Annotated in this window: 14 protein-coding genes; 12 read left to right on the top strand and 2 right to left on the bottom strand. The window is 63.8% G+C overall.

Translation table 11 applies throughout. The features are described from left to right. Nucleotides 1-90: 90 nt before the first annotated feature. Nucleotides 91-969 (bottom strand): PfkB family carbohydrate kinase, encoded by an 879-nt coding sequence (locus ACTQ1Z_RS06265; RefSeq protein ID WP_441859632.1) that lies wholly within the window; start codon nt 967-969, stop codon nt 91-93. 174 nt (nt 970-1,143) lie between these two features. On the opposite strand from ACTQ1Z_RS06265, the gene purE reads away from it, so the two are divergent. From purE to purN, 5 genes are all read left to right on the top strand, one after another. Further along, entirely contained in the window at nt 1,144-1,605 is a 462-nt protein-coding gene (purE, locus tag ACTQ1Z_RS06260) for a 5-(carboxyamino)imidazole ribonucleotide mutase (protein WP_320679973.1), read from the top strand. 180 nt (nt 1,606-1,785) lie between these two features. Next, nucleotides 1,786-2,559: a class B sortase gene (gene srtB / locus ACTQ1Z_RS06255; RefSeq protein WP_441859630.1), complete on the top strand. Its 774-nt coding sequence runs from the start codon at nt 1,786-1,788 to the stop codon at nt 2,557-2,559. Between the two features lie 108 nt (nt 2,560-2,667). Continuing rightward, complete coding sequence (gene purF / locus ACTQ1Z_RS06250) at nt 2,668-4,182, top strand: amidophosphoribosyltransferase (protein ID WP_441859658.1); 1,515 nt, start codon at nt 2,668-2,670, stop codon at nt 4,180-4,182. Nucleotides 4,183-4,257: 75 nt separating this feature from the next. Next, nucleotides 4,258-5,334 carry a phosphoribosylformylglycinamidine cyclo-ligase gene (gene purM / locus ACTQ1Z_RS06245; protein WP_441859628.1) on the top strand — a complete coding sequence of 359 codons (1,077 nt, stop codon included), beginning with the start codon at nt 4,258-4,260 and terminating at the stop codon, nt 5,332-5,334. A gap of 8 nt (nt 5,335-5,342) precedes the next feature. After that, a complete protein-coding gene (gene purN / locus ACTQ1Z_RS06240; protein ID WP_441859626.1) occupies nt 5,343-5,963 on the top strand; it encodes a phosphoribosylglycinamide formyltransferase in 621 nt (206 codons plus the stop codon). A gap of 202 nt (nt 5,964-6,165) precedes the next feature. Here the strand turns inward: purN and rlmD are convergent, their stop codons facing one another. Continuing rightward, complete coding sequence (gene rlmD / locus ACTQ1Z_RS06235) at nt 6,166-7,437, bottom strand: 23S rRNA (uracil(1939)-C(5))-methyltransferase RlmD (RefSeq protein WP_441859624.1); 1,272 nt, start codon at nt 7,435-7,437, stop codon at nt 6,166-6,168. Between the two features lie 38 nt (nt 7,438-7,475). On the opposite strand from rlmD, the gene ACTQ1Z_RS06230 reads away from it, so the two are divergent. From ACTQ1Z_RS06230 to ACTQ1Z_RS06200, 7 genes are all read left to right on the top strand, one after another. Beyond that, nucleotides 7,476-8,450 (top strand): L-lactate dehydrogenase, encoded by a 975-nt coding sequence (locus ACTQ1Z_RS06230; RefSeq protein ID WP_441859622.1) that lies wholly within the window; start codon nt 7,476-7,478, stop codon nt 8,448-8,450. A gap of 421 nt (nt 8,451-8,871) precedes the next feature. Continuing rightward, nucleotides 8,872-11,817 carry a Spy0128 family protein gene (locus tag ACTQ1Z_RS06225; protein ID WP_441859620.1) on the top strand — a complete coding sequence of 982 codons (2,946 nt, stop codon included), beginning with the start codon at nt 8,872-8,874 and terminating at the stop codon, nt 11,815-11,817. A gap of 596 nt (nt 11,818-12,413) precedes the next feature. After that, entirely contained in the window at nt 12,414-14,366 is a 1,953-nt protein-coding gene (locus tag ACTQ1Z_RS06220) for an InlB B-repeat-containing protein (protein ID WP_441859618.1), read from the top strand. A gap of 73 nt (nt 14,367-14,439) precedes the next feature. Beyond that, nucleotides 14,440-14,712 carry a hypothetical protein gene (locus ACTQ1Z_RS06215; RefSeq protein ID WP_441859616.1) on the top strand — a complete coding sequence of 91 codons (273 nt, stop codon included), beginning with the start codon at nt 14,440-14,442 and terminating at the stop codon, nt 14,710-14,712. Between the two features lie 285 nt (nt 14,713-14,997). Then, nucleotides 14,998-15,213, top strand: coding sequence for a helix-turn-helix domain-containing protein (locus ACTQ1Z_RS06210; RefSeq protein ID WP_293814827.1), 216 nt, complete (start codon nt 14,998-15,000; stop codon nt 15,211-15,213). Nucleotides 15,214-15,466: 253 nt separating this feature from the next. Further along, nucleotides 15,467-17,524 (top strand): elongation factor G, encoded by a 2,058-nt coding sequence (locus tag ACTQ1Z_RS06205; RefSeq protein ID WP_441859614.1) that lies wholly within the window; start codon nt 15,467-15,469, stop codon nt 17,522-17,524. 352 nt (nt 17,525-17,876) lie between these two features. Next, the gene (locus tag ACTQ1Z_RS06200; protein WP_320679319.1) at nt 17,877-19,199 is read left to right on the top strand and encodes a hemolysin family protein; all 1,323 of its coding nucleotides are present in this window, start codon (nt 17,877-17,879) and stop codon (nt 19,197-19,199) included. Nucleotides 19,200-19,393 lie beyond the last annotated feature (194 nt).

The raw sequence follows: 19,393 nt of genomic DNA, 5'->3' as shown, positions 1-19,393 counted from the left end.
TGACGCTTGAGTTTGGCGCGCGACCCGAGCGCGTGCGCGGTGGGCGCGCTCGGGTCGCCGGCCACGTATCATTGCGGGTGTTCCCCGGCGTTAATCGAGCAGCGCGGTGACCTCGCCGAGGACAGACTCGAAGCTGACGCCGCGCAGCTCGTAATCCGGCTGCGCCGGGGTGATGCGCATGGCGTCCCTGACGAGCGTGCCGGCGAATCGCACGGCCTCGACCACGGGCTTGCCGGCGAAGACCGCCGCCGTGAGGGCGCTCGCGAAGAGGTCTCCCGTGCCGTGGATCATGTAGGGGAGGAGCTCACCGGTCACCTCGACGGGAGTGTCATCAGCATCGCAGGCGACGTAGTTCCTGATGACGCTCTCGCCCTCGCGCACGATACCCTTGATGACGACGCACTTCGCGCCCATCTCGAGCAGGGAGGACGCCATGCGGGCCACGAAGTCCTCGTCGACGTTTTGGCCCTCGTAGGGAAGGCCCGTCAGGATGGATGCCTCCGTGAGGTTGGGCGTGAGCAGGTCCGCGCCGGCGACGAGCGCTCGCGTGGCCTCGCACATCTCGTCCGTGTAGGTGCGGTACTTCTTACCTCCGTCTCCCATGACGGGGTCGACGATGCGGAGCGCGTCCGGCTGCTCGCGCCAGAGCCTGCGGACGTAGGAGACCTGCTCCGCCGATCCGAGGAATCCGGAGTAGATGCCGTCGAGCTCGATGCCCTCCTTTGCCCAGGCGTCGAGATAGGCGCCAAGCAAGGGCGTGGTGTCATGCATGTAGAAGTCCGCGAACTTCGTGTGTGCCGAGAGGAGCGAGGTGGGAACGGCACACACGTCGATGCCCGCGCAAGAGAGCACTGGTATGGCGATGCCGAGGGAACACTTGCCGTAACCGCACAAGTCATGGACGGCGGCGACGCGGGGGAGGACGGGACCTCGACGTTCATAGAGGACAAGGTCGCGGGCGCAGGTCATGGACTCTCCAGGTAGGTCGCGTGCGAGATTGGGCGACGCGCCGCAAATCTCAAATTAAATAATGCCATCACAGGATAGCCCTTCACGCTGCTTGTCCGCTATCGGGCTTATCGTGGTTATACTAGTAATTTGCGGCAAGCCCGCATCACATACAACCAACCAGAGGAGCGACACATGGCAGTGCAGCCACTTGTTGGAATCATCATGGGATCGAAGTCTGACATGCCGGTGATGGAGGCATGCACCAAGCAGCTTGAAGAGCTTGGCGTCCCCTATGAGCTCGTGATCGCGAGCGCCCACCGTACGCCCGACAAGGTCCACGAGTGGGCCTCGAGCGCCGCGGACCGCGGAATCAAGGTCATCATCGCCGCCGCCGGCAAGGCCGCGCACCTGGGTGGCGTCGTTGCCGCCTTCACGCCGCTGCCCATCATCGGCGTCCCCATGAAGACGAGCGACCTCGGCGGCATGGACTCCCTTCTCTCGATGGTGCAGATGCCCTCCGGCGTCCCCGTCGCCTGCGTCGCCATCAACGGCGCGAAGAACGCCGCCATCTACGCCACGCAGATCCTCGGCGCCACCATGCCCGAGTGGCGCGAGAAGATGGTCGAGTTCAAGCGTGCCATGGCAGAGGCCTAGGCGGTAGTCTTCGTGTCTAGAGACGCATCGAGGGGAAAGCACTTCAAGACTGACGCGCAGCCCATGCAGACTCGTCGTCATGGCGCAGTCCAGCCGCTCCCGGCTGGTCCTAGGATGTCGCCCTCACGTCGCGCGGCAGCTCCCCGGCAGCAGAGGCAACCAAAGCGCAAGGGTCGAAACGTGCTCTCCACGGTGCTGCTCATCGTGGGCGTGGCTCTTCTCGTTACCGCCGGCGTGCTCTACGCGCGTGCCCAGGCGGAGTACGCCGCGAACGCCGCCAACAACGAGAAGCTCGCCGCATATGCGACCGTCTCCGATGATCCGGCCGACAATGGCTGCCCGGTGAGTGTCGACTGGGATGGCCTGCGAGCCGTGAACGACGACATCACGGGCTGGCTGTACATCCCGGGCACGCATGTCGATTACCCCGTCTACCAAGGCGACACCAACAACGAGTACCTCCGCACGACGGCGTCTGGCGAGTATTCCGTCGGAGGCCAGATCTTCATGGACTGCGACAACGCCCGCCCCGGTCTCGTTGACCGCCAGACCATCATCTACGGGCATCACCTGAACGACGGGTCGATGTTCGCGGATATCGACGAGTTTGCGAACCAGGACGGCCTGAATTCTTTCTCGTCCATTTGGTACGTCACGCCTGACGCCGCCTACGAGCTCGAGCCCCTGCTCTTCTACAAGGCCGCGGCAACCGAGGCCGAGGCACGCTCCATCGCCTTTGCGTCTGACGATGACTTCCACACCTACCTCAAGGGCCTCCTCGCCCGTGCGAGCGCGAGCGCGACGGACGCCGACTCGGCGGTGAATTCGGTCACGAAGGTGCTTACGCTCTGCACGTGTGACTACGAGAACAACTTTGGCAAAGGCAATGGGCGCGGCCTGCTCGTGTGCGCCCTCAAGAGTGAGATCCACCCCAACCAGAACAGCGAAAGCTAGCGAAGCGGAAGGTAACGAATGTCTGACTGCTCCATGATCGACGTCTGCGAGGCGACCCACGTGGTCGGCGTCGACTCCGGTGACAAGCCGGCTGGTCTCGAGGCGACCATGGGGGATGACTCCCTCCATGACGAGTGCGGCATCTTCGGTATCTGGGCCCCCGGCCGCGACGTCGCGCGCATGACCTACTTTGCGCTCCACGCCCTGCAGCACCGCGGCCAGGAGAGCGCGGGCATCGCCGTTGGCGACGGCAAGAGCGTGTTCGTGCGCAAGGACCTCGGCCTCGTCACGCAGGTCTTCACGGACTCCGACCTCTCCGCCCTTTCCGGCAAGGTCGCCGTGGGCCACGTCCGTTACGGCACCGCGGGCTCGAAGGGCTGGGAGAGTGCTCAGCCGCACCTTTCCGCCATCAACGAGGTCATCATCGCGCTTGCCCACAACGGTACGCTCGTGAACTTCGACCAACTTCGCGTCGAGCTCATCAACATGGGCGTTCCCTTCCGCACTCAGACCGACTCCGAGGTCGCCGCGCGTCTCATCGGCTTCTTCACGGAGAAGAAGCACAAGCTCCGTAGTGGTATCGCTCATGCGATGGCCATGATGGAGGGCGGTTACGCCATGGCGCTCGTCCGCGAGAACGCCCTCTATGCCTTCCGTGACCCCCGCGGCATCCGTCCGCTTTGCCTCGGCAAGCTCCCTAACGAGCAAGGTTGGTGCGTCGCCAGCGAGACCTGCGCCCTCGACATCGTGGGTGCAGAGTACGTCCGCGACGTTCGTCCCGGTGAGATCATCCGCATCTCCGACGACGGCATCTCCTGCGAGCAGGTGCTCGACCCCGAGCCTCGCGCGGAGTGCATCTTCGAGCACGTCTACTTTGCGCGCCCTGACACGCGCTTCCACGGCAAGAGCGTCTACTCGATGCGCTATCAGATGGGCATCCAGCTTGCCCGCGAGTGCCCGGTCGACGCGGACCTCGTCATTGGCGTGCCTGATTCCGGCCTGCCGCCCGCGGAGGGCTTCGCCCACGAGCTCGGCCTTCCCTTTGGCGAGGGCCTCATCAAGAATCGCTACGTCGCCCGCACCTTCATCCAGCCCACGCAGGAGCTGCGCGAGATGGGCGTCCGCCTCAAGCTCAACGCCCTTGCGGACAACGTCGCCGGCAAGCGCCTCGTCGTCATCGATGACTCGATCGTGCGCGGCACCACCTCCAAGCAGATTGTCCGCATGCTGAAGGACGCCGGCGCCGCCGAGGTCCACATGCGCATCAACTCGCCCGAGGTCATCTGGCCGTGCTTCTACGGCATCGACACGGACACGCAGGACCAGCTCATCTCCGCCCGCAAGGACGTCGATGAGATCTGCGAGTTCATCGGCGCGGACTCCCTTGGCTTCCTTTCCGTCGACGGCCTGCGCGCCTGCGTCCCGTCTCTCGCGGGGTGCGAGGGCTGCGGCGAGGGTTGTTCCGGCTACTGCGAGGCGTGCTTCACTGGCTGCTATCCCGTCGAGATCCCCGCGAGCTTCTCGAAGGGCAAGTTCCTCGAGGGCTATAAGCCGCGCAACCTCAGCCGTGCGAGCGAGGCCTCGCAGATGGATATCCAGGACGTCGTCAAGAAGGAACTGTAGATAAGCCGCTCTCCCGGCAAGATGCCGGGTGTGCGATCGAAGGCTCGAGGGTCCCAGGCCCGCGAAAGGACAGACATGAGCAACGAAAAGCACGTGACGTACGAGGACGCCGGCGTCTCCACCGCTGAGGGCGCTCGCGCGGTCGACGCCATCAAGGCGGCCGTGAAGGAGACCAACCGTCCTGAGGTCATCGGTGGCCTCGGCGGCTTTGGCGGCTGCTTCTCCGCAGCTGCGTTCAAGGATATGGAAGACCCCGTGATGGTCTCCGGCACCGATGGCGTGGGCACCAAGCTCGCCATCGCCCAGCTGCTCGATCGTCACGACACCGTGGGCGAGGACCTTGTCGCGATGTGCGTCGATGACGTCGTGCCCATCGGTGCCGAGCCGCTGTTCTTCCTTGACTACGTCGCCATCGGCAAGCTCCGCGCCGAGCACGTCGCCGAGATCGTTAAGGGCATCGCCAACGGCTGCAAGAAGAGTGGCTGCGCCCTCGTTGGCGGCGAGATGGCCGAGCACCCCGGCGTCATGAACCCGGACGACTATGACCTCGCCGGTTTCGTCGTGGGCGTTGTCGACCGACCGAAGATGATCGGTCCCGAGAAGGTCAAGGCCGGCGACGTCATCCTTGGCCTCGCCAGCTCCGGCATCCACTCCAACGGCTACTCCCTTGTCCGCAAGGTTGCCATCGAGGGCAAGACCGTCGAGGAGCTCGAGGCCTATAACGAGGAGCTCGGCGAGTCCGTCGCTGACGCCGTCATGCGCCCGACCACCATCTATGCCGGCCAGCTCATCCGCGCCCTCCGCGCCGGTGCCCCCATCCACGCCATGGCGCACATCACCGGCGGCGGCATCACCGAGAACCTCAACCGTGCGCTTCCCGCGGACGTCGACGCACTGGTCTATCGCGGCGGCGAGGCTGGCCCCGCCTGGAGCATTCCGCCCATCATCGGCTACGTGAGCCGCCTTGCCGGCCTCTCTCTCGACGAGGCCTACAAGACCTTCAACATGGGCGTTGGCATGAGCATCATCTGCGCCCCCGAGGACGTCGATGCCGTGACGGCCGCCCTCAAGGCCGAGGGCCTCTACCCGTTCCTCATGGGCGAGTGCGTCGCCGGTTCCGGCGAGGTCCTCTACCGCGACGACGCCGAGTAGGGGGTAGCATGAGCGAGCCCCTCAAGATCGGTGTCCTCATCTCCGGTAGCGGCACGAACCTGCAGGCCATCATCGACCGCATCAATGACGGCAGCCTCAGCGCGAGCGTCGAGCTCGTGATATCGAGCCGTCCCGACGCCTACGGCCTCAAGCGCGCCGAGGCGGCGGGCGTCGAAGCCTTCACGCTCTCCAAGGAGTTCTACAAGGAGAACGACGATCCCGACGAGTTCATCGCCAGGATGTTCCGTGCGCGTGGCTGCGAGTACATCATCATGGCCGGCTACATGCGCATGGTCCATGCGTCGCTGCTCGACGCCTTCCCCAACCGCGTCGTGAACCTGCACCCGGCACTCCTGCCGAGCTTCCGTGGCGCGCACGCTATCCAGGACGCGTTCGACCGCGGCGTGAAGGTCACGGGCGTCACCGTGCACTTCGCCAACGAGGAGTACGACAAGGGCCCGATCATCGCTCAGCGCGCGCTGGCGGTTGAGGAGGGCTGGGACGTCGACACCCTCGAGGCCCACATCCACGAGATCGAGCACGAGCTCTATCCCGAGGTCATCGGCTGGCTCGCGGACGGCCGCGTCCGCGTGCGCGAGAACAACACCGTGGCGATTGATCCGGCGTAGGGTCCTCCTCGCTGAGGTCACGCCGCCTTTATAGAGTCCTCTTCGCCGCAGTCACGCTGCCCTTGGTTTGATAAGGTCCCGGCCAATCCTCGCTCGAGGGTGGCCGGGACCTTCTGTTTAACGCTGCGTTTGGCGCATGGGCGAGCCTAAGCTTTCGTCGCGGGAACCCCGCGCCTTGGCGGTCGCCTGCTGGGTTCGCCCCCTACCTGCGCCTGAGCACCGCGACCGTCTCCGCGTGCTTGGTGTGCGGAAACATGTCCACCACGTCGAGCCGCGCCACCTTATAGCCGCCGGCGAGGAACTGCTCGAGGTCACGGCGCTGGGTCACGGGGTTGCAGCTCACGTAGACGACGCGTTCGGGGGCGAGCCCCAGGACGCCGTTGATGAACGTGGGAGTCGAACCCGCGCGGGGCGGGTCCATGAGGACGACGTCGAAGCCCGCGCGGTCGCCGCGGGCGACATCCTTCATGTAGGCGGTTGCGTCTGCGCAGACAAAGCGGCAGCGGTCCTCGAGGTTGTTGCGGCGGACGTTCTTACGCGCGTCTCCAACGGCGCCGTCCACCTGCTCCACGCCCACGACCTCGAGGCCCTCGACCTGGCGGGCCGCACACATGCCGATGGTGCCGATGCCGCAGTAGGCGTCGAGCACGCGCATGCCGCTCTCAAGCCCGGCGCCCTCGATGGCGAGGGAGTAGAGGACCTCGGTCTGGGCGGGGTTCGTCTGGTAGAACGACGTGGGGCCAATCTCGAACTCGCAGCCTAGCAGCTCATCGACCATCTTTCCGCTGCCAAAGAGCGGGCGGGACTCGTGGCCGAGAATCGCGTTCGTGCGTCGCTGGTTGACGTTCTGCGCCATCGCCGTGACGAAGGGTGTCCTTGCGCGGACGCGCTGTACGAACTCCCTCTCATGTGCGATGCCCTTGCCGTTGGTGACGACGGTGAGCAGGCACTCGTCGGTCGCGTAGCCCATGCGCACCACGGCATGGCGGAGGAGCCCGCGCCCGCGGTCCTCGTCATAGGCGGGGATGCGCATGTCCTCCGCCGCGCGCGCGACGGCGTTCAGAGCCTCACGTGCGTGCGGGGCCTCGACCAGGCATTTGGCGCACGGGACGATGCGGTGCGTGCCACGCGCGTAGAAGCCCGAGCGCACACGTCCATGCGGGCCGGGGGCGAAGGGCGTCGCCGCCTTGTGACGATAGCGAACGGGCTCGTTGCCGTCCGCGTCCATGCCGTAGACCTCGAGGCCATCGATGATGTCCGCCGGGAGGATGTCCGAGAAGAGCGTGGCGATGGCCTCGCGCTTGCGCTTGAGCTGGATGGGGTAGGGCACTGCCAGCCACTCGCATCCGCCGCAACTCTTGGCGATCGGGCAGGTGTACGTCTTGAACCCCATGCGTCTCCTCATCCTGCAAAACGCCTTAATGGCGAATTGGTTACATACCGGTAAAACGAGAGTGTTAGCGTAGCTACTCACACTCGGGCGCGGGGGCGCCCCTTACGAAAGGATACGACATGGCATACATCCGCAAGGTCGGCGTCATCGGTCAGGGTCACGTGGGCGCGCACGTCGCGAACTCCCTTCTCATGCAGGGTCTTGCGGACGAGCTCTATCTCTGCGACATCAACGAGCAGAAGCTGACGAGCGAGGTCCAGGACTTCACGGACGCCCTTTCGTTCTACCCCCACAACTGCAAGATCGTCGCCTGTGGCGCCGAGTACGAGAAGCTCGCCGGCTGCGACGTCATCGTGAACGCCGCCGGTGACGTCTCCGCCGCCGCCAAGGACCGCGACGGCGAGCTCTTCATCACCTCCGAGATTGCTCGCACCTTCATCGCCCGCGTCGCCGATGCCGGCTTCGAGGGCGTCTGGGTCTCCATCTCCAACCCCTGCGACGTCATCTGCACTGAGATCTGGCGCCTTTCCGGCTGTGACCCCAAGCGCATCGTCGGCTCCGGCACCGCCCTGGACTCCGGTCGCCTGCGCAACGCCATCTCCAAGCGCGTCGGTCTCGATCAGCACTCCATCAACGCCTATATGCTGGGCGAGCACGGCGCCTCCCAGTTCGCCGCCATGTCCTGCGTGAGCTTCGGCTGCAAGACGCTCGCGGACCTCGCTGCCGAGCAGCCCGAGCGCTTCGGCTTTGACCAGGCCGAGTGCGAGGCCGAGGCCCGTCACGGTGGCTACGTCACCTACGCCGGCAAGCAGTGCACCGAGTACGCCGTTGCCAACGCCGCGGTCCGTCTCGTCCAGGCCGTCCTCGGCAACGAGCACTACGTGACCTGCTGCTCGACGCTGCTCACCGGCGAGCACGGCGAGGAGGGCATCTTCTCGTCCATCCCGTGCGTCGTGGGCGCGAATGGCGTCGAGGAGACCTTCGAGCTGCCGCTCGACGAGCGCGAGCAGGCCGCCTTCCACGCGAGCTGCGAGCACATCCGCGGCAACATCGCCCAGCTCGGAAGCTGGTGGAACGACGAGGCCCGCGTGTAGTTAGGCGCGCGCCTGGCGCGGAGCCATGGTGCTCGCGCTTGTCTTGCGATAACTAAAGAGTTGCGTTTTGCCCGGCAGGCTTGCGTCTGCCGGGCTTTTCTTTTGTGTCTGGTCTCGGCGTTGGCGCGGGCCTTACGCGAGGCGTGGTGGCACCGCTATGTCTTGCATCGAGGCTCGGCGTTGGCGTGGACCGTGTGACGCGCGTGTCATGCCGTTGCGTGTGGCCCATCATCCGCACCGCGCATGACTGTAGGCGGCATTCTGTCCCCAAATATGCATATAAGCTATATTTCCGCAGGTAGATAGCTTCTTTTAGCAAACTTAAACCGGAGCTGTCTATTTGACGCCCTTCGGGGCCACCGTAAATGTAGTTTGACAGCTCCGCGCGATCGGCGCGCAAGCGCTGGGGAGAGGAGCTTGTATGAAATCGAACGGCCACGCGAGCCGCTCGTGGCGTCGCTGTCTGTTTGCGGCAGCCGCTACGGTCATGCTCGCGCTTGGGATCGCGACGCCCACCGCGGCGCTGGCGGAGAACGCCGGCAGCGTGGTTGATAGGGCGCCCGCCCACAGCAAGACCATCACGGACAACGGGGACGGCACGTATGACCTCACGCTGTCCGTGACCGGCGACACCGAGCAGTCCTCGTCCGCCAAGCCGGTTGACGTCGTGTTCGTCGTGGACGTGTCTTCGAGCATGAACGACACGGTGAGCGGTTGGCGCGGCAAGAGCCGTATGAAGGCCGCGCACGATGCCGCTGCCACCCTTGCGAACAGCCTACTCACCGGCGAGAACGCCAACAAGCAGATTCAGGTCTCTGTCGTGACGTTTGGCACGAACGCCCAGGTTGCCACGGGCTTCACGAGCGATCCGAGCGTCGTCGCCAACGCTGTCCCGACGGCTGCTGAGGGGAACCAGGGCACGAACTGGGAGGGCGGCCTCAAGCTCGCGAACGCCCAGACGAGTGGCCGCGAGGGTGCCGAGAAGCACATCGTGTTCCTCTCCGACGGCAACCCGACGTACCGCGTGAGCCCCATGGGCTATACGGAAACGGACGAGGGAGGCTTGTTCAGAACGGACGAGGGAGGCTTCTTCGGCTGGAAGTACTATCCCCAGGTCGACCACAAGGAAAACGATAATCTCTACGGTTTCGGAAACTCCGATACGGACGACGGCCGCTGCTACGCCGCCGCCAAGGCTGAGGCCAACCGCCGCAGCGGCGCCAACCTGTTCGTCGTGAGCGTCGCCAAGGATGCCGATAAGATGCAGTCCTTCGCGACCGATACGAACGGCACTTTCCTCGACGGCACCACGGCTGACAACCTCGCGAATGCGTTCTCGCAGATCGGCCAGGTTATCACCAAGACTGCTGGCTACAAGGACGTCAAGATCGTCGACCAGCTCACGCGGTATGTCGAGGGCACGGCCGCGGACGGCTCCATCGAGAACGTCCGCTATGCCAAGAACGACGCGGCGTGGGACGACGCTCCTTCCGCTACTGCCATTACCATCAACGGCGGCAACCTCAGCTGGGATCTTTCTAAACTCGGTACGCTCGAGAAGGGTGTCACCTACTCCGTGACGTTCACCATCCGTCCCAGCGACGTGGCCAAGGCTGAGGTCGCTGCGGCTGGCAAGTCTAAGACCTTCGAGACGAACGTGGACGCTGCGAGCTACGTCGAGTACAAGACCGTCCAGACGCAGACTGGTCAGGGCAGCATCGACTCCGATCTCAAGACGGCCAGCTTCAAGGTTCCGACGATTACGCTTGCCGCTCCTGCGTCCGTCACTGTTGACGGTGCCGTGAACCTCGCCGGCCACAAGACGCTCCACGGCCGCGCTCTGAGCGACGGCGAGTTCTGGTTCACCCTCACCGCCAAGACCGAGGGTGCTCCCATGCCCGCCAACGCGACCGAGACGGTCGTCTCCAACGACGCCGCTGGCAACTTCCACTTTGGCGACATCACTTTCACCAAGACGGGCACCTATCTCTACGAGGTGGCAGAGGACACCAGCAGGATTCCTGCTGATGCTGGCGTCAGCGCCAAGACGTCTCCCAAGACCGTCGAGATCGACGTGACCTACGAGCAGGGCGCTCTCAAGGCGAACGTCAAGCTTCCCGAGGACGGCCTCGAGTTCGTCAACGAGTACGGCGCGAAGGACGCTACGGTTTCCCTGACCGGCACCAAGACCATCGTCACCGCCACCGACGGCCTCACCGCCCCGGCGCTCAATGGTGATGACTACTGGTTCACCCTCGCCCCCGTTACCGAGGGTGCCCCCATGCCCGCCGTTGCGACCGAGAAGACCGTCTCCAACGACGCCGACGGCCACTTCCACTTCGGCGATATCACCTTCACCAAGGCTGGCCTTGGCGACGAGATGAGCAAGACGTTCGAGTACACCGTTACCGAGAGCGGCTCCAAGCCCGGCGTCGACAACGACGGCGCTCACACCGTCAAGATCACCGTGACCGATGACGGCGAGGGTAACCTCACCGCCAAGACCGAGGGTGACCTCAACTTCGTGAACACCTACTCCGCTGCCGCTGTCGACTTCAGCGTGTCTCAGAACGTTTCCGTCACGAAGCAGCTCGAGGGCCGCGACCTCCAGGAGGACGAGTTCACCTTCGAGCTCGTCGAGGGTGACCAGGTTGTTGCCACCGCTAAAAACAAGGCTGACGGCACCGTGGTCTTTGGCGCCCAGAACTACACCAAGCCTGGTACGCACGTCTACACCATCCGCGAGGCCAAGGGCAACGCTGCTGGCGTTTCCTACGACCCGGAGGCCTACACGGTTACCGTGAACGTCGAGGACCATGGCGAGGGCCAGCTTGTCGCGAGCACCGAGGGCGCGAGCGCGATCGTGTTCAACAACACCTACGCCGCCGCTCCCGCAACCGTGAACCTCACGGCCACGAAGGTCCTCGAGGGCGCCGATCTCTCTGATGGCCAGTTCACCTTCGAGCTCCTCAACAACGGTGACGTCATGGATCGAGCCACCAACGACGCCGAGGGTAACGTCGCCTTCCGCGAACTCACCCTGAAGCAGGCTGGTACCTACACCTTCACCATGCGTGAGGTCGCCGGTGACGTCGAGGGCATGACCTACGACACCGCCGAGCACACGGTCAAGATTACGGTTGCCGACAAAGGCGAGGGTCAGCTCGAGGCTACCGTCGAGGGCAATAACCCGACCTTCACCAACAGCTACACCGCTCCCGCCACTAAGCCCAGCGAGCCCGAGCAGCCCGCGAAGCAGCTTCCCCAGACGGGTGACACCAACAACGCGACGCTCCCCATCGTGTTTGCCGTCGCCGCCGTTGTCTGCATTGCTGCTGGCGTGACCGTGAGCCGCAAGAGGAAGTAACCTCGAAGCTCGCAAATAGCGTTTGAACCACGAGCCCGGTAGGCATTTCGCCTGCCGGGCTCTCATTTTGCGCCTGAGTTGGGCCTCATAAATTGAGGGATAGCGAAAGTGAGCAGCCAATCGGGCTCGGCGTGAGTAGACCCCCAGTTTTTCGCCGCAAAACCGCAGGTGAGAATGAGCTGAGATGGCCGTCTACTTCTCCCATGATAATTTGGCTGCTCACCTTCGCTATCCGTTAAATATCGAACCAGAATCTGGTGTCCTAAAGACGCACGATTTGGCGTCGAATAGTCGCAATTTGGTATCGGGTCGCGGGTGCGTAGCGCTTGTTCACGATGTCGCGAGACCGTAACACCCGATGCTTAGCAATCGATAAATAGACATGTCACGCATTGTGAGCATGCGCTCATGCGGCAGGAAAAAGCGGGTACCCGGGCTATCACTCCCTAAATATGCATATAAGCGATATTTTGCCTGGTTACGCGCGGATTTACCTAATTTTGACTGAGGGGATGCCCTTCTTTCTTTCTCATAACGCATGAGCATGAGTAGCGCGACGTAGGAATCCGCCACCTAATGGGTGAGAGGAGCCTTAAATGAAGATGAACAAATCGCACCTCGCTGCGGGATGCGGTCGCGTAGCCGCAGCCGTGATCGCGGCTGGTCTTGCAGCCTCTCTCGGTGTGCTTGCGCCTTCCGTCGCCGTGGCCGATGAGGCACCTGCGACTACGCTCGAGGCGACCACGCAGCAGGATCCTGCCGCCCAGGCTGCCGATGAGCCTGAGGCCGACACGGATGTCGTCGCCGCTGCTGCGCCTGTCACGCTTGCAGCAGAGGGCGCCGCTGATGATCAGCCCACCGCAGGTGCGGAGACGCCGGTCTCCAACCCTGTCGCCAAGATTGGCGATAAGACCTACGCGTCTTTCGACGATGCCGTTGCTGACGCCAACGACGGCGACACCATCGATCTCCTCGATGATGTCGTGACTGAGAAGGGCTTCGGCATCAATGGCATCGCCCTCACGGTCAACGGTAATGGCCACGTCATCACCGCCAACAAGCGCGGCGTGTATGCCCTCAAGGGCGGCAAGCCCGCGTCGCTCACCTTCAACGACGTCACCCTCAACATGGCTCCCGTGGAGGGCACTGCCCTGGCGTCTGGCAACCAGGCGGCTTGGGCTGCTGTCATCCTCAACTACGGCTGCGACCTCGTCTTCAACAACTCCACCGTTACCCTTTCGCCGGCGGGCAACTTGAACACCGGCGTTTATTTCCACGACGGCGCTAGACTGACGCTCAACAACTCAAGTATGTCCGTGAAGGGATTCAAGACCAACGGCTTCGCCGCCGGCGACGCGAAGACGACGCCCTATACGACGGAGATCAACGTCCTGGACGGATCCAAGCTGGAGGTCTCGGGCAACGGAGCGGGTATCACCGCGTCGATCCAGGTCACGGTCGATGACTCCAGGCTCACGAATTCTAACAACCGCGGTAACGGCTCGAACGGCGCGGACTACATCGTTCGCAACGGCTCCGTCGCGGACGTGAGCGGCAATGGTGGCCATGGCATGTCCGCCCGCAACGTTACCATCGCCGGCTCCTCCACGGTCACCTGCAACGACAACGGGTACTCGGGCGTCTATTTCACCGGCAGCCTGGGCGTCGACGGTACGTCGTCCCTGAAGGTAAACCATAACGCTCAAAAGGGTGGCGGCGGCCTCCGTGCGATGTCGTCTACCGCCAATGGCCACGTCGCCGCGGGTGCGGTGGTCGAGGTCTGCGACAACCAGCGCAACGGCCTCGAGAACAAGGGCACCTTCACGTTCGACGAGGACTCCAAGCTCACCATCATGGGTAACCACGATCCGGGTAACGGTGGCGGTGTCTTCAACTACGTCACCGGCGTGCTTACTCTTCCCTCCGATGCCCGCATCTACAACAACCACGCCGGCAAGTCTGGCGACGACATCTGCAGCAAGGGCTCCATCTACTTTGACTCGACGGGCGCCGACTGGGTGCTTGGCGATTGCAACCATGCGATCGATGGCTGGTATGACGACGCTGCGACTTCGCGTTGGTCTGCGCATGGCGAGACCAAGCACGTTGTGCTCACCCAGCCCGGCACGATCAAGGGTGCCATTGCCCTCAAGGCGGCCCATGGCCTCGTGAACGTTGACTACAAGTTTGTTGGCGACGTTCCCGAAGGTGCCAAGGTCCCCGGCGCCGATACCGGCCTCGAACTTGGCGCTTATACCGCCAAGGCCCAGCAGCCGGTCGATGGCTACACCTTCGACGGCTGGTACACCGACGAGGCCTGCACCGCCAAGTGGAATGACGGCGACGAGCTTACTGGTTCCATGACGCTCTACGGCAGGTGGACCAAGAACCCCGCGGCTCAGACGACTCCGGACGCGGGCAACAAGACGCCTGACAAGAAGCTGCCCCAGACTGGCGACACGACGTCCGTGGCACTCCCGGCCCTTCTCGCGAGTGGCTCTCTCGCCGCACTTGGCGCGGGCATCGCGCTGCGCCGTCGCGAGCACTAGAGAACTTGTGGGCCGTCGCCTGGGTATGCGGGCGACGGCCCCTTTTGACGACCAGAGATTGGATGGAAGCGAGATGACAAAGAGAGCCAAGGTGAGTGCCGCCGCGGGTGTGCGCCTCAATGAGCGTGAGCTGGCGATTCTCAAGCGAATCGCGGACGGTGACGGGACGCATGTCCTGAGCATCAACGGGCTGGCTCGCGACTTCTCGTGTAGCGAGGGGACCGTCAGGAACTCCATCCACTCCCTTGAGAGCAAGGACCTCGTTTCGGTTCGGGCGCGGTATCTGCGCAACGGAGGACAGCTCGAGAACGAGTACGAACTCACGAGCGAGGCGAGCGCGTCGTGAAGGTGGACTCCGAGTTGGATTGAACATTTGGCCGGCACATGGACACCTTTTATAAATGTCCGCAACCGCTGCTACGCTGCGTAAAATATCGTAAGAGTAGCGAGTGGGTCCACAAGCGAAGGGCCTGCTTGTTAGTGTGGTTTGAAGGCTCATTCAAAAAAGTGCGGGGGGGGGGGAGCGTCGCTGGCCAAAGGCCTCGCGCTCCCCGAAGCAAGCCGGTCCTCAGCACCAACGAAAGGTTGGTGAGTACCGATGAGCCAAAAACGTTACAAAGATGATGAACTGATGTACAGGGTTGGGCGAACCTTCGCCGAGGCGCGCGCTGAAGCCAACCTCACGCAGGGCGAGGTCGCGAAGATCTGCGGTATCCACCAGTCCAGCCTGAGCCGGCTCGAGCAGGGCAATGGTAACGCAACCATCGCCACACTCGAGTCTGTTGCCAATGCCCTCGGCTGCCGCATCGAGGTGAGGTTGACCCATCCGACGGTCCATAAGGAGTAGGCCCTCCTCACGGGGGAGCGCTCCCTCGAGAGATGCCAGGCTCTGTGCCATTCGCCACGCTTCATGCCCCGCTCGCCAGACACGCTGGCGGGTGGGGCTTTTTTGTCCAGATGTTTGGGTACGGTAAATCCAACGAATGCCGTGGCGTGCGTATGGGCACCCCGACGCCCATCTAGCCAACGGTCTGGGTGGGTCGCGTGCGGCGATTTTCCCTCTCCGTTGGGCCACGTGGACCTCAACGGAGGGAGTCATCATGAGCGAGAAGATCAGGAATGTTGCCCTCGTGGGCCAAGGTGGCGTGGGCAAGACCATGCTCGCGGAGGCCATGCTTCACCTTTCAGGCGTCACTAGCCGCCTGGGTGGCCACAAGGGCACCAAGCCCACGCTCGACTACGATCCAGAGGAAGAGAAACGCTCCTTCTCGATCAAGCTCGCCATGGCGCCCGTCTCTTGGGGTGGCGCGCGCCTGAACGTCATTGACGCCCCCTGCTATCCGGACTTCATCGGTGACGCGTACGCCGCCATGTCCGCCGTCGAGACGGCCATCTTCGTCGTCGACGCCGCCGGAGACCCGGGTGCCGTTACCACCCGTCTGTGGTATGCCGCCGAGGATCTCTCCCTCGCGCGCGCCGTCTTCGTCAACCGCATCGACCGCTCCGAGGCCAAGTACGACGCCACGCTTGCCGCGCTCCAGGAGCGCTTTGGCCAGCGCCTTGGCGCCGTCACGCTGCCGTGGGGCATCGGTGAGGACTTCAAGGGCATCATCGACGTCATCCGCATGAAGGCTCGTCACCTTGATGACGCGGGCAAGCCCGCCGAGTGCGACATCCCCGCGGAGTACGCGGACGCCGCCGAGGAGGCTCGCGCCCACCTGTGCGAGCTTGTCGTCGAGGCGGATGACGAGCTCATGCTCAAGTACCTCGAGGGTGACGGTCAGCTTACCCAGGAGGAGCTTGAGGGCCTGCTCGCCAAGGCCATTGCGGAGCGCATCTTCGTGCCCGTCTTCGCCGGCTCCTGCACCGCCGAGGAAGGCGTCACGAGCCTGATGGATGACATCGCGACCTACTTCCCGAGCGCGAGCGACTTCGGCTCCGTGCCTCTGGTGAACGGTGACTACCTCGACATCGACGAGGGCGATGATCGCCCGGTCGCCTTCGTGTTCAAGGTCCTGAATGACCCACAGAACGGCCGCCTCGCCCTGGCGAAGGTGCTCGCCGGCACGGTCAAGCCGGGCCTCGAGCTCATCTGCGCCCGCACCCGCAAGCCCGAGCGTCTGGCCCACATCTATCGTATGGTTGGCCGCGACATGTCCGAGGTTCCGTCCGCTGCCGCCGGCGACATCGTCGTCGTGCCGAAGATTGCCGCCATGGCCGGTGACACCCTATCCGTCACGGGCAAGGTCGAGGCTGCGGCCTTCCGCTTCCCCAACTCCCTCTACCAGGTCGCCATCGAGCCGGACAAGCGCGGCACGGAGGATAAGCTCTACAGCTTCCTCGAGAAGAGCTGCGACGCAGACCCGACGATGTCCGTCTCCCGCAACGAGGACACCGGCCAGACCGTCATCTCCGCCATCGGAGAGGCCCAGGTCTCCGTCCTGCTCGATCGCATGGCCGCCCGCGCGGGCGTCACGGCCCACATCGTGCCGATGCGCGTGCCCTATCGCGAGACCATCCGTCGCACCGCGAGCGCCCAGGGTCGCCACAAGAAGCAGACTGGTGGCGCCGGCCAGTACGGTGATTGCTGGCTGCGCCTCGAGCCCAATCCGGGCGCGGGCTACGAGTTCGTTGACGAGGTCGTCGGCGGCCGCATTCCCAAGGGCCTCATCCCCGCGGTCGACAAGGGCGTCCAGGAGACCATGCGCGAGGGTGTCGTCGCCGGCTACCCGATGATCGACGTGCGCGTAGCTTGCTATGACGGCAGCTATCACTCCGTTGACTCGAACGAGATGGCCTTCAAGTCCGCCGCCCGTCTCGGCTTCCTGAAGGCCGCGGAGCAGGCGGAGCCCGTCGTGCTCGAGCCCATGGCCAAGCTCATGGTGACCGTTCCGGAGGACTACGCGGGCTCCATCATGGGTGACGTCTCGGCATCTCGCGGTCGCGTCGAGGGCATGGAGGCCGGCGAGCGTGGCACCACTGTCATCCAGGCTCGCGTCCCGTATGCGGAGGTCGTCGATTATGCCACGCGTCTGCGCTCGCTCTCCCGCGGCACGGGCGAGTTCACGCTCGAGATCGATGGCTACGAGCAGGTTCCGTATGACGTCCAGGCAAAGCTCGCGGAGGAGTGGCAGAACCGCCGCAACGCTGGTAGGTAGTCCCTAGCTTCCAGGGGGCACTATGTAAGGCGGGGTCGTAACGGGGGGTTGCGGCCTCGCCTTTTGTTAGCAGATGCGATGCGCTGGCTGCACATTGTCCGCTGTAGCGGGGGTCGCGGCCTCGCCTTTTGTCAGGGATTGGCCATGGGTCAAACATAAGCGCTCAAGCTGGGTATACTAAAAGGACTGTGCCGGCCGTTGCTGGTATAAGTGCCGGGACGGACCCGGCACCTGCCGGAGGCGTCCGGCGAATTAAGAGCGAGGAGCCCATGAACGCCAAGAGTGATACCGGAGACTGCCACAGTAGCAGCTCCCTTTCCTGCCAAACCTCCAGCTTGGGGGAGGTGGGATCATGGGCGTAGCACTCAGCATCATCCTCACGTTGCTTCTCACGCTTGCGAACGGTTATTTCTCTATGTCAGAGGCGGCGCTCGTCGCCGCGAAGCGTGCCGTGTTGGAGCATGACGCTGACGAGGGGGACCGTAAGGCGAAGGTGGCGCTCGAGCTTTCGGGCGATTCCAGCCAGTTCCTCGCGGCGATCCAGGTCGCTATCACGCTCGTGGGGTTCTTCTCCGCGATGGTCGCCTCCACCACGCTGTCTGATCCGTTGGCGTCGTGGCTCATCTCCCTCGGCGCGCCCGCTGCCCCCACGAAGGCCATCGCGCCGATCGTCATCACGGTGATCGTCTCCTATGTCTCCGTCGTGATGGGCGAGCTCGTTCCCAAGCGCATCGCGCTCGCTAATGCGGAGGAGGTTTCGAAGAGCGTCGCGCCCTTCCTGCGCACGTTCTCCAAGGTGGTCGCACCCCTCGTGTGGCTCACGGCCAAATCCTCGGACGGCCTCTCCAAGATCTTGGGCATCAAGTCCGCCGACGATCGCCAGGATGTCTCCGAAGAGGAGATTCGCTATATGGTGACCGACGCCGACGATCTCTCTGACAAAGAGAAGTCGATGATCCATGAGATCTTTGACCTTGGCGACACCATCGCCCGCGAGGTCATGGTTCCGCGCGTTGACCTCACTGCCGTCGAGGACACCGAGACCCTGTCTGACGTCCTCAGGCTTATGCGCCGCACCGGCTATTCCCGCATCCCCGTCTACCACGAGGACGTCGACCGCATTGTGGGCATCGCCCACATCAAGGATCTTCTCGCGCCCATCGTCGACAAGGACGAGGCAGACCGCGCCGTGGGCGCCTACGTCCGCGCTCCGATCTTCGTACCGGACACGAAGGACATCATCCCGCTTCTCTCGGAGATGCAGAGCAGCCATGACCAGATGGCCATCGTCGTGGACGAGTACGGCGGAACTGCCGGCGTCATCACGATCGAGGACATCGTCGAGGAGGTCGTGGGCGAGATCGAGGACGAGTTCGACCCGGACAACAAGTACCTCACGCGCCTCTCCGAGCGAGAGTGGCTGGTTGACGGTCGCTTTTCGATCGATGACGCGCGCGACCTGGGCTGGCCCATCCCTGACTCGGACGAGTTCGAGACCGTCGCCGGCTTCGTGCTCGACCTCGCGGACTCCGTGCCTAGCCCCGGTGAGGTCTTTACCGTCGACGGCTATACCTTCCGCGTCCAGTCCCTTCGCGGCCGTCGCATCGCGCTTCTCCGCGTGACCGCGCCGGATGCTCCCGCCGAGGACGATGAGGTAGACGCGGAGGAGGACTAGCCGTTCGCGGATGCATAGAATCGGCAAGCAAACGCATAAGCCCGTGACCTGCGAATTTACGGGGATTCTTCATTAACGCTTCATAAAACGGGTGCCGTTCGCCAGCGGGCGGGCGGCACCTTGCATATTTAGGATAAAATACCCTCCTGATGTCGCATGTGGGCATCAAAGCTTGCAGCCGGATGCTGCAGCGT

Origin of the sequence: Parolsenella sp. LCP21S3_E11, from assembly GCF_052118165.1 — a bacterium.
Lineage (GTDB): Bacteria > Actinomycetota > Coriobacteriia > Coriobacteriales > Atopobiaceae > Parolsenella.
The sequence above is the reverse complement of the archived record's forward strand: the minus strand, read 5'-3'. Positions and strand labels throughout refer to the sequence as shown.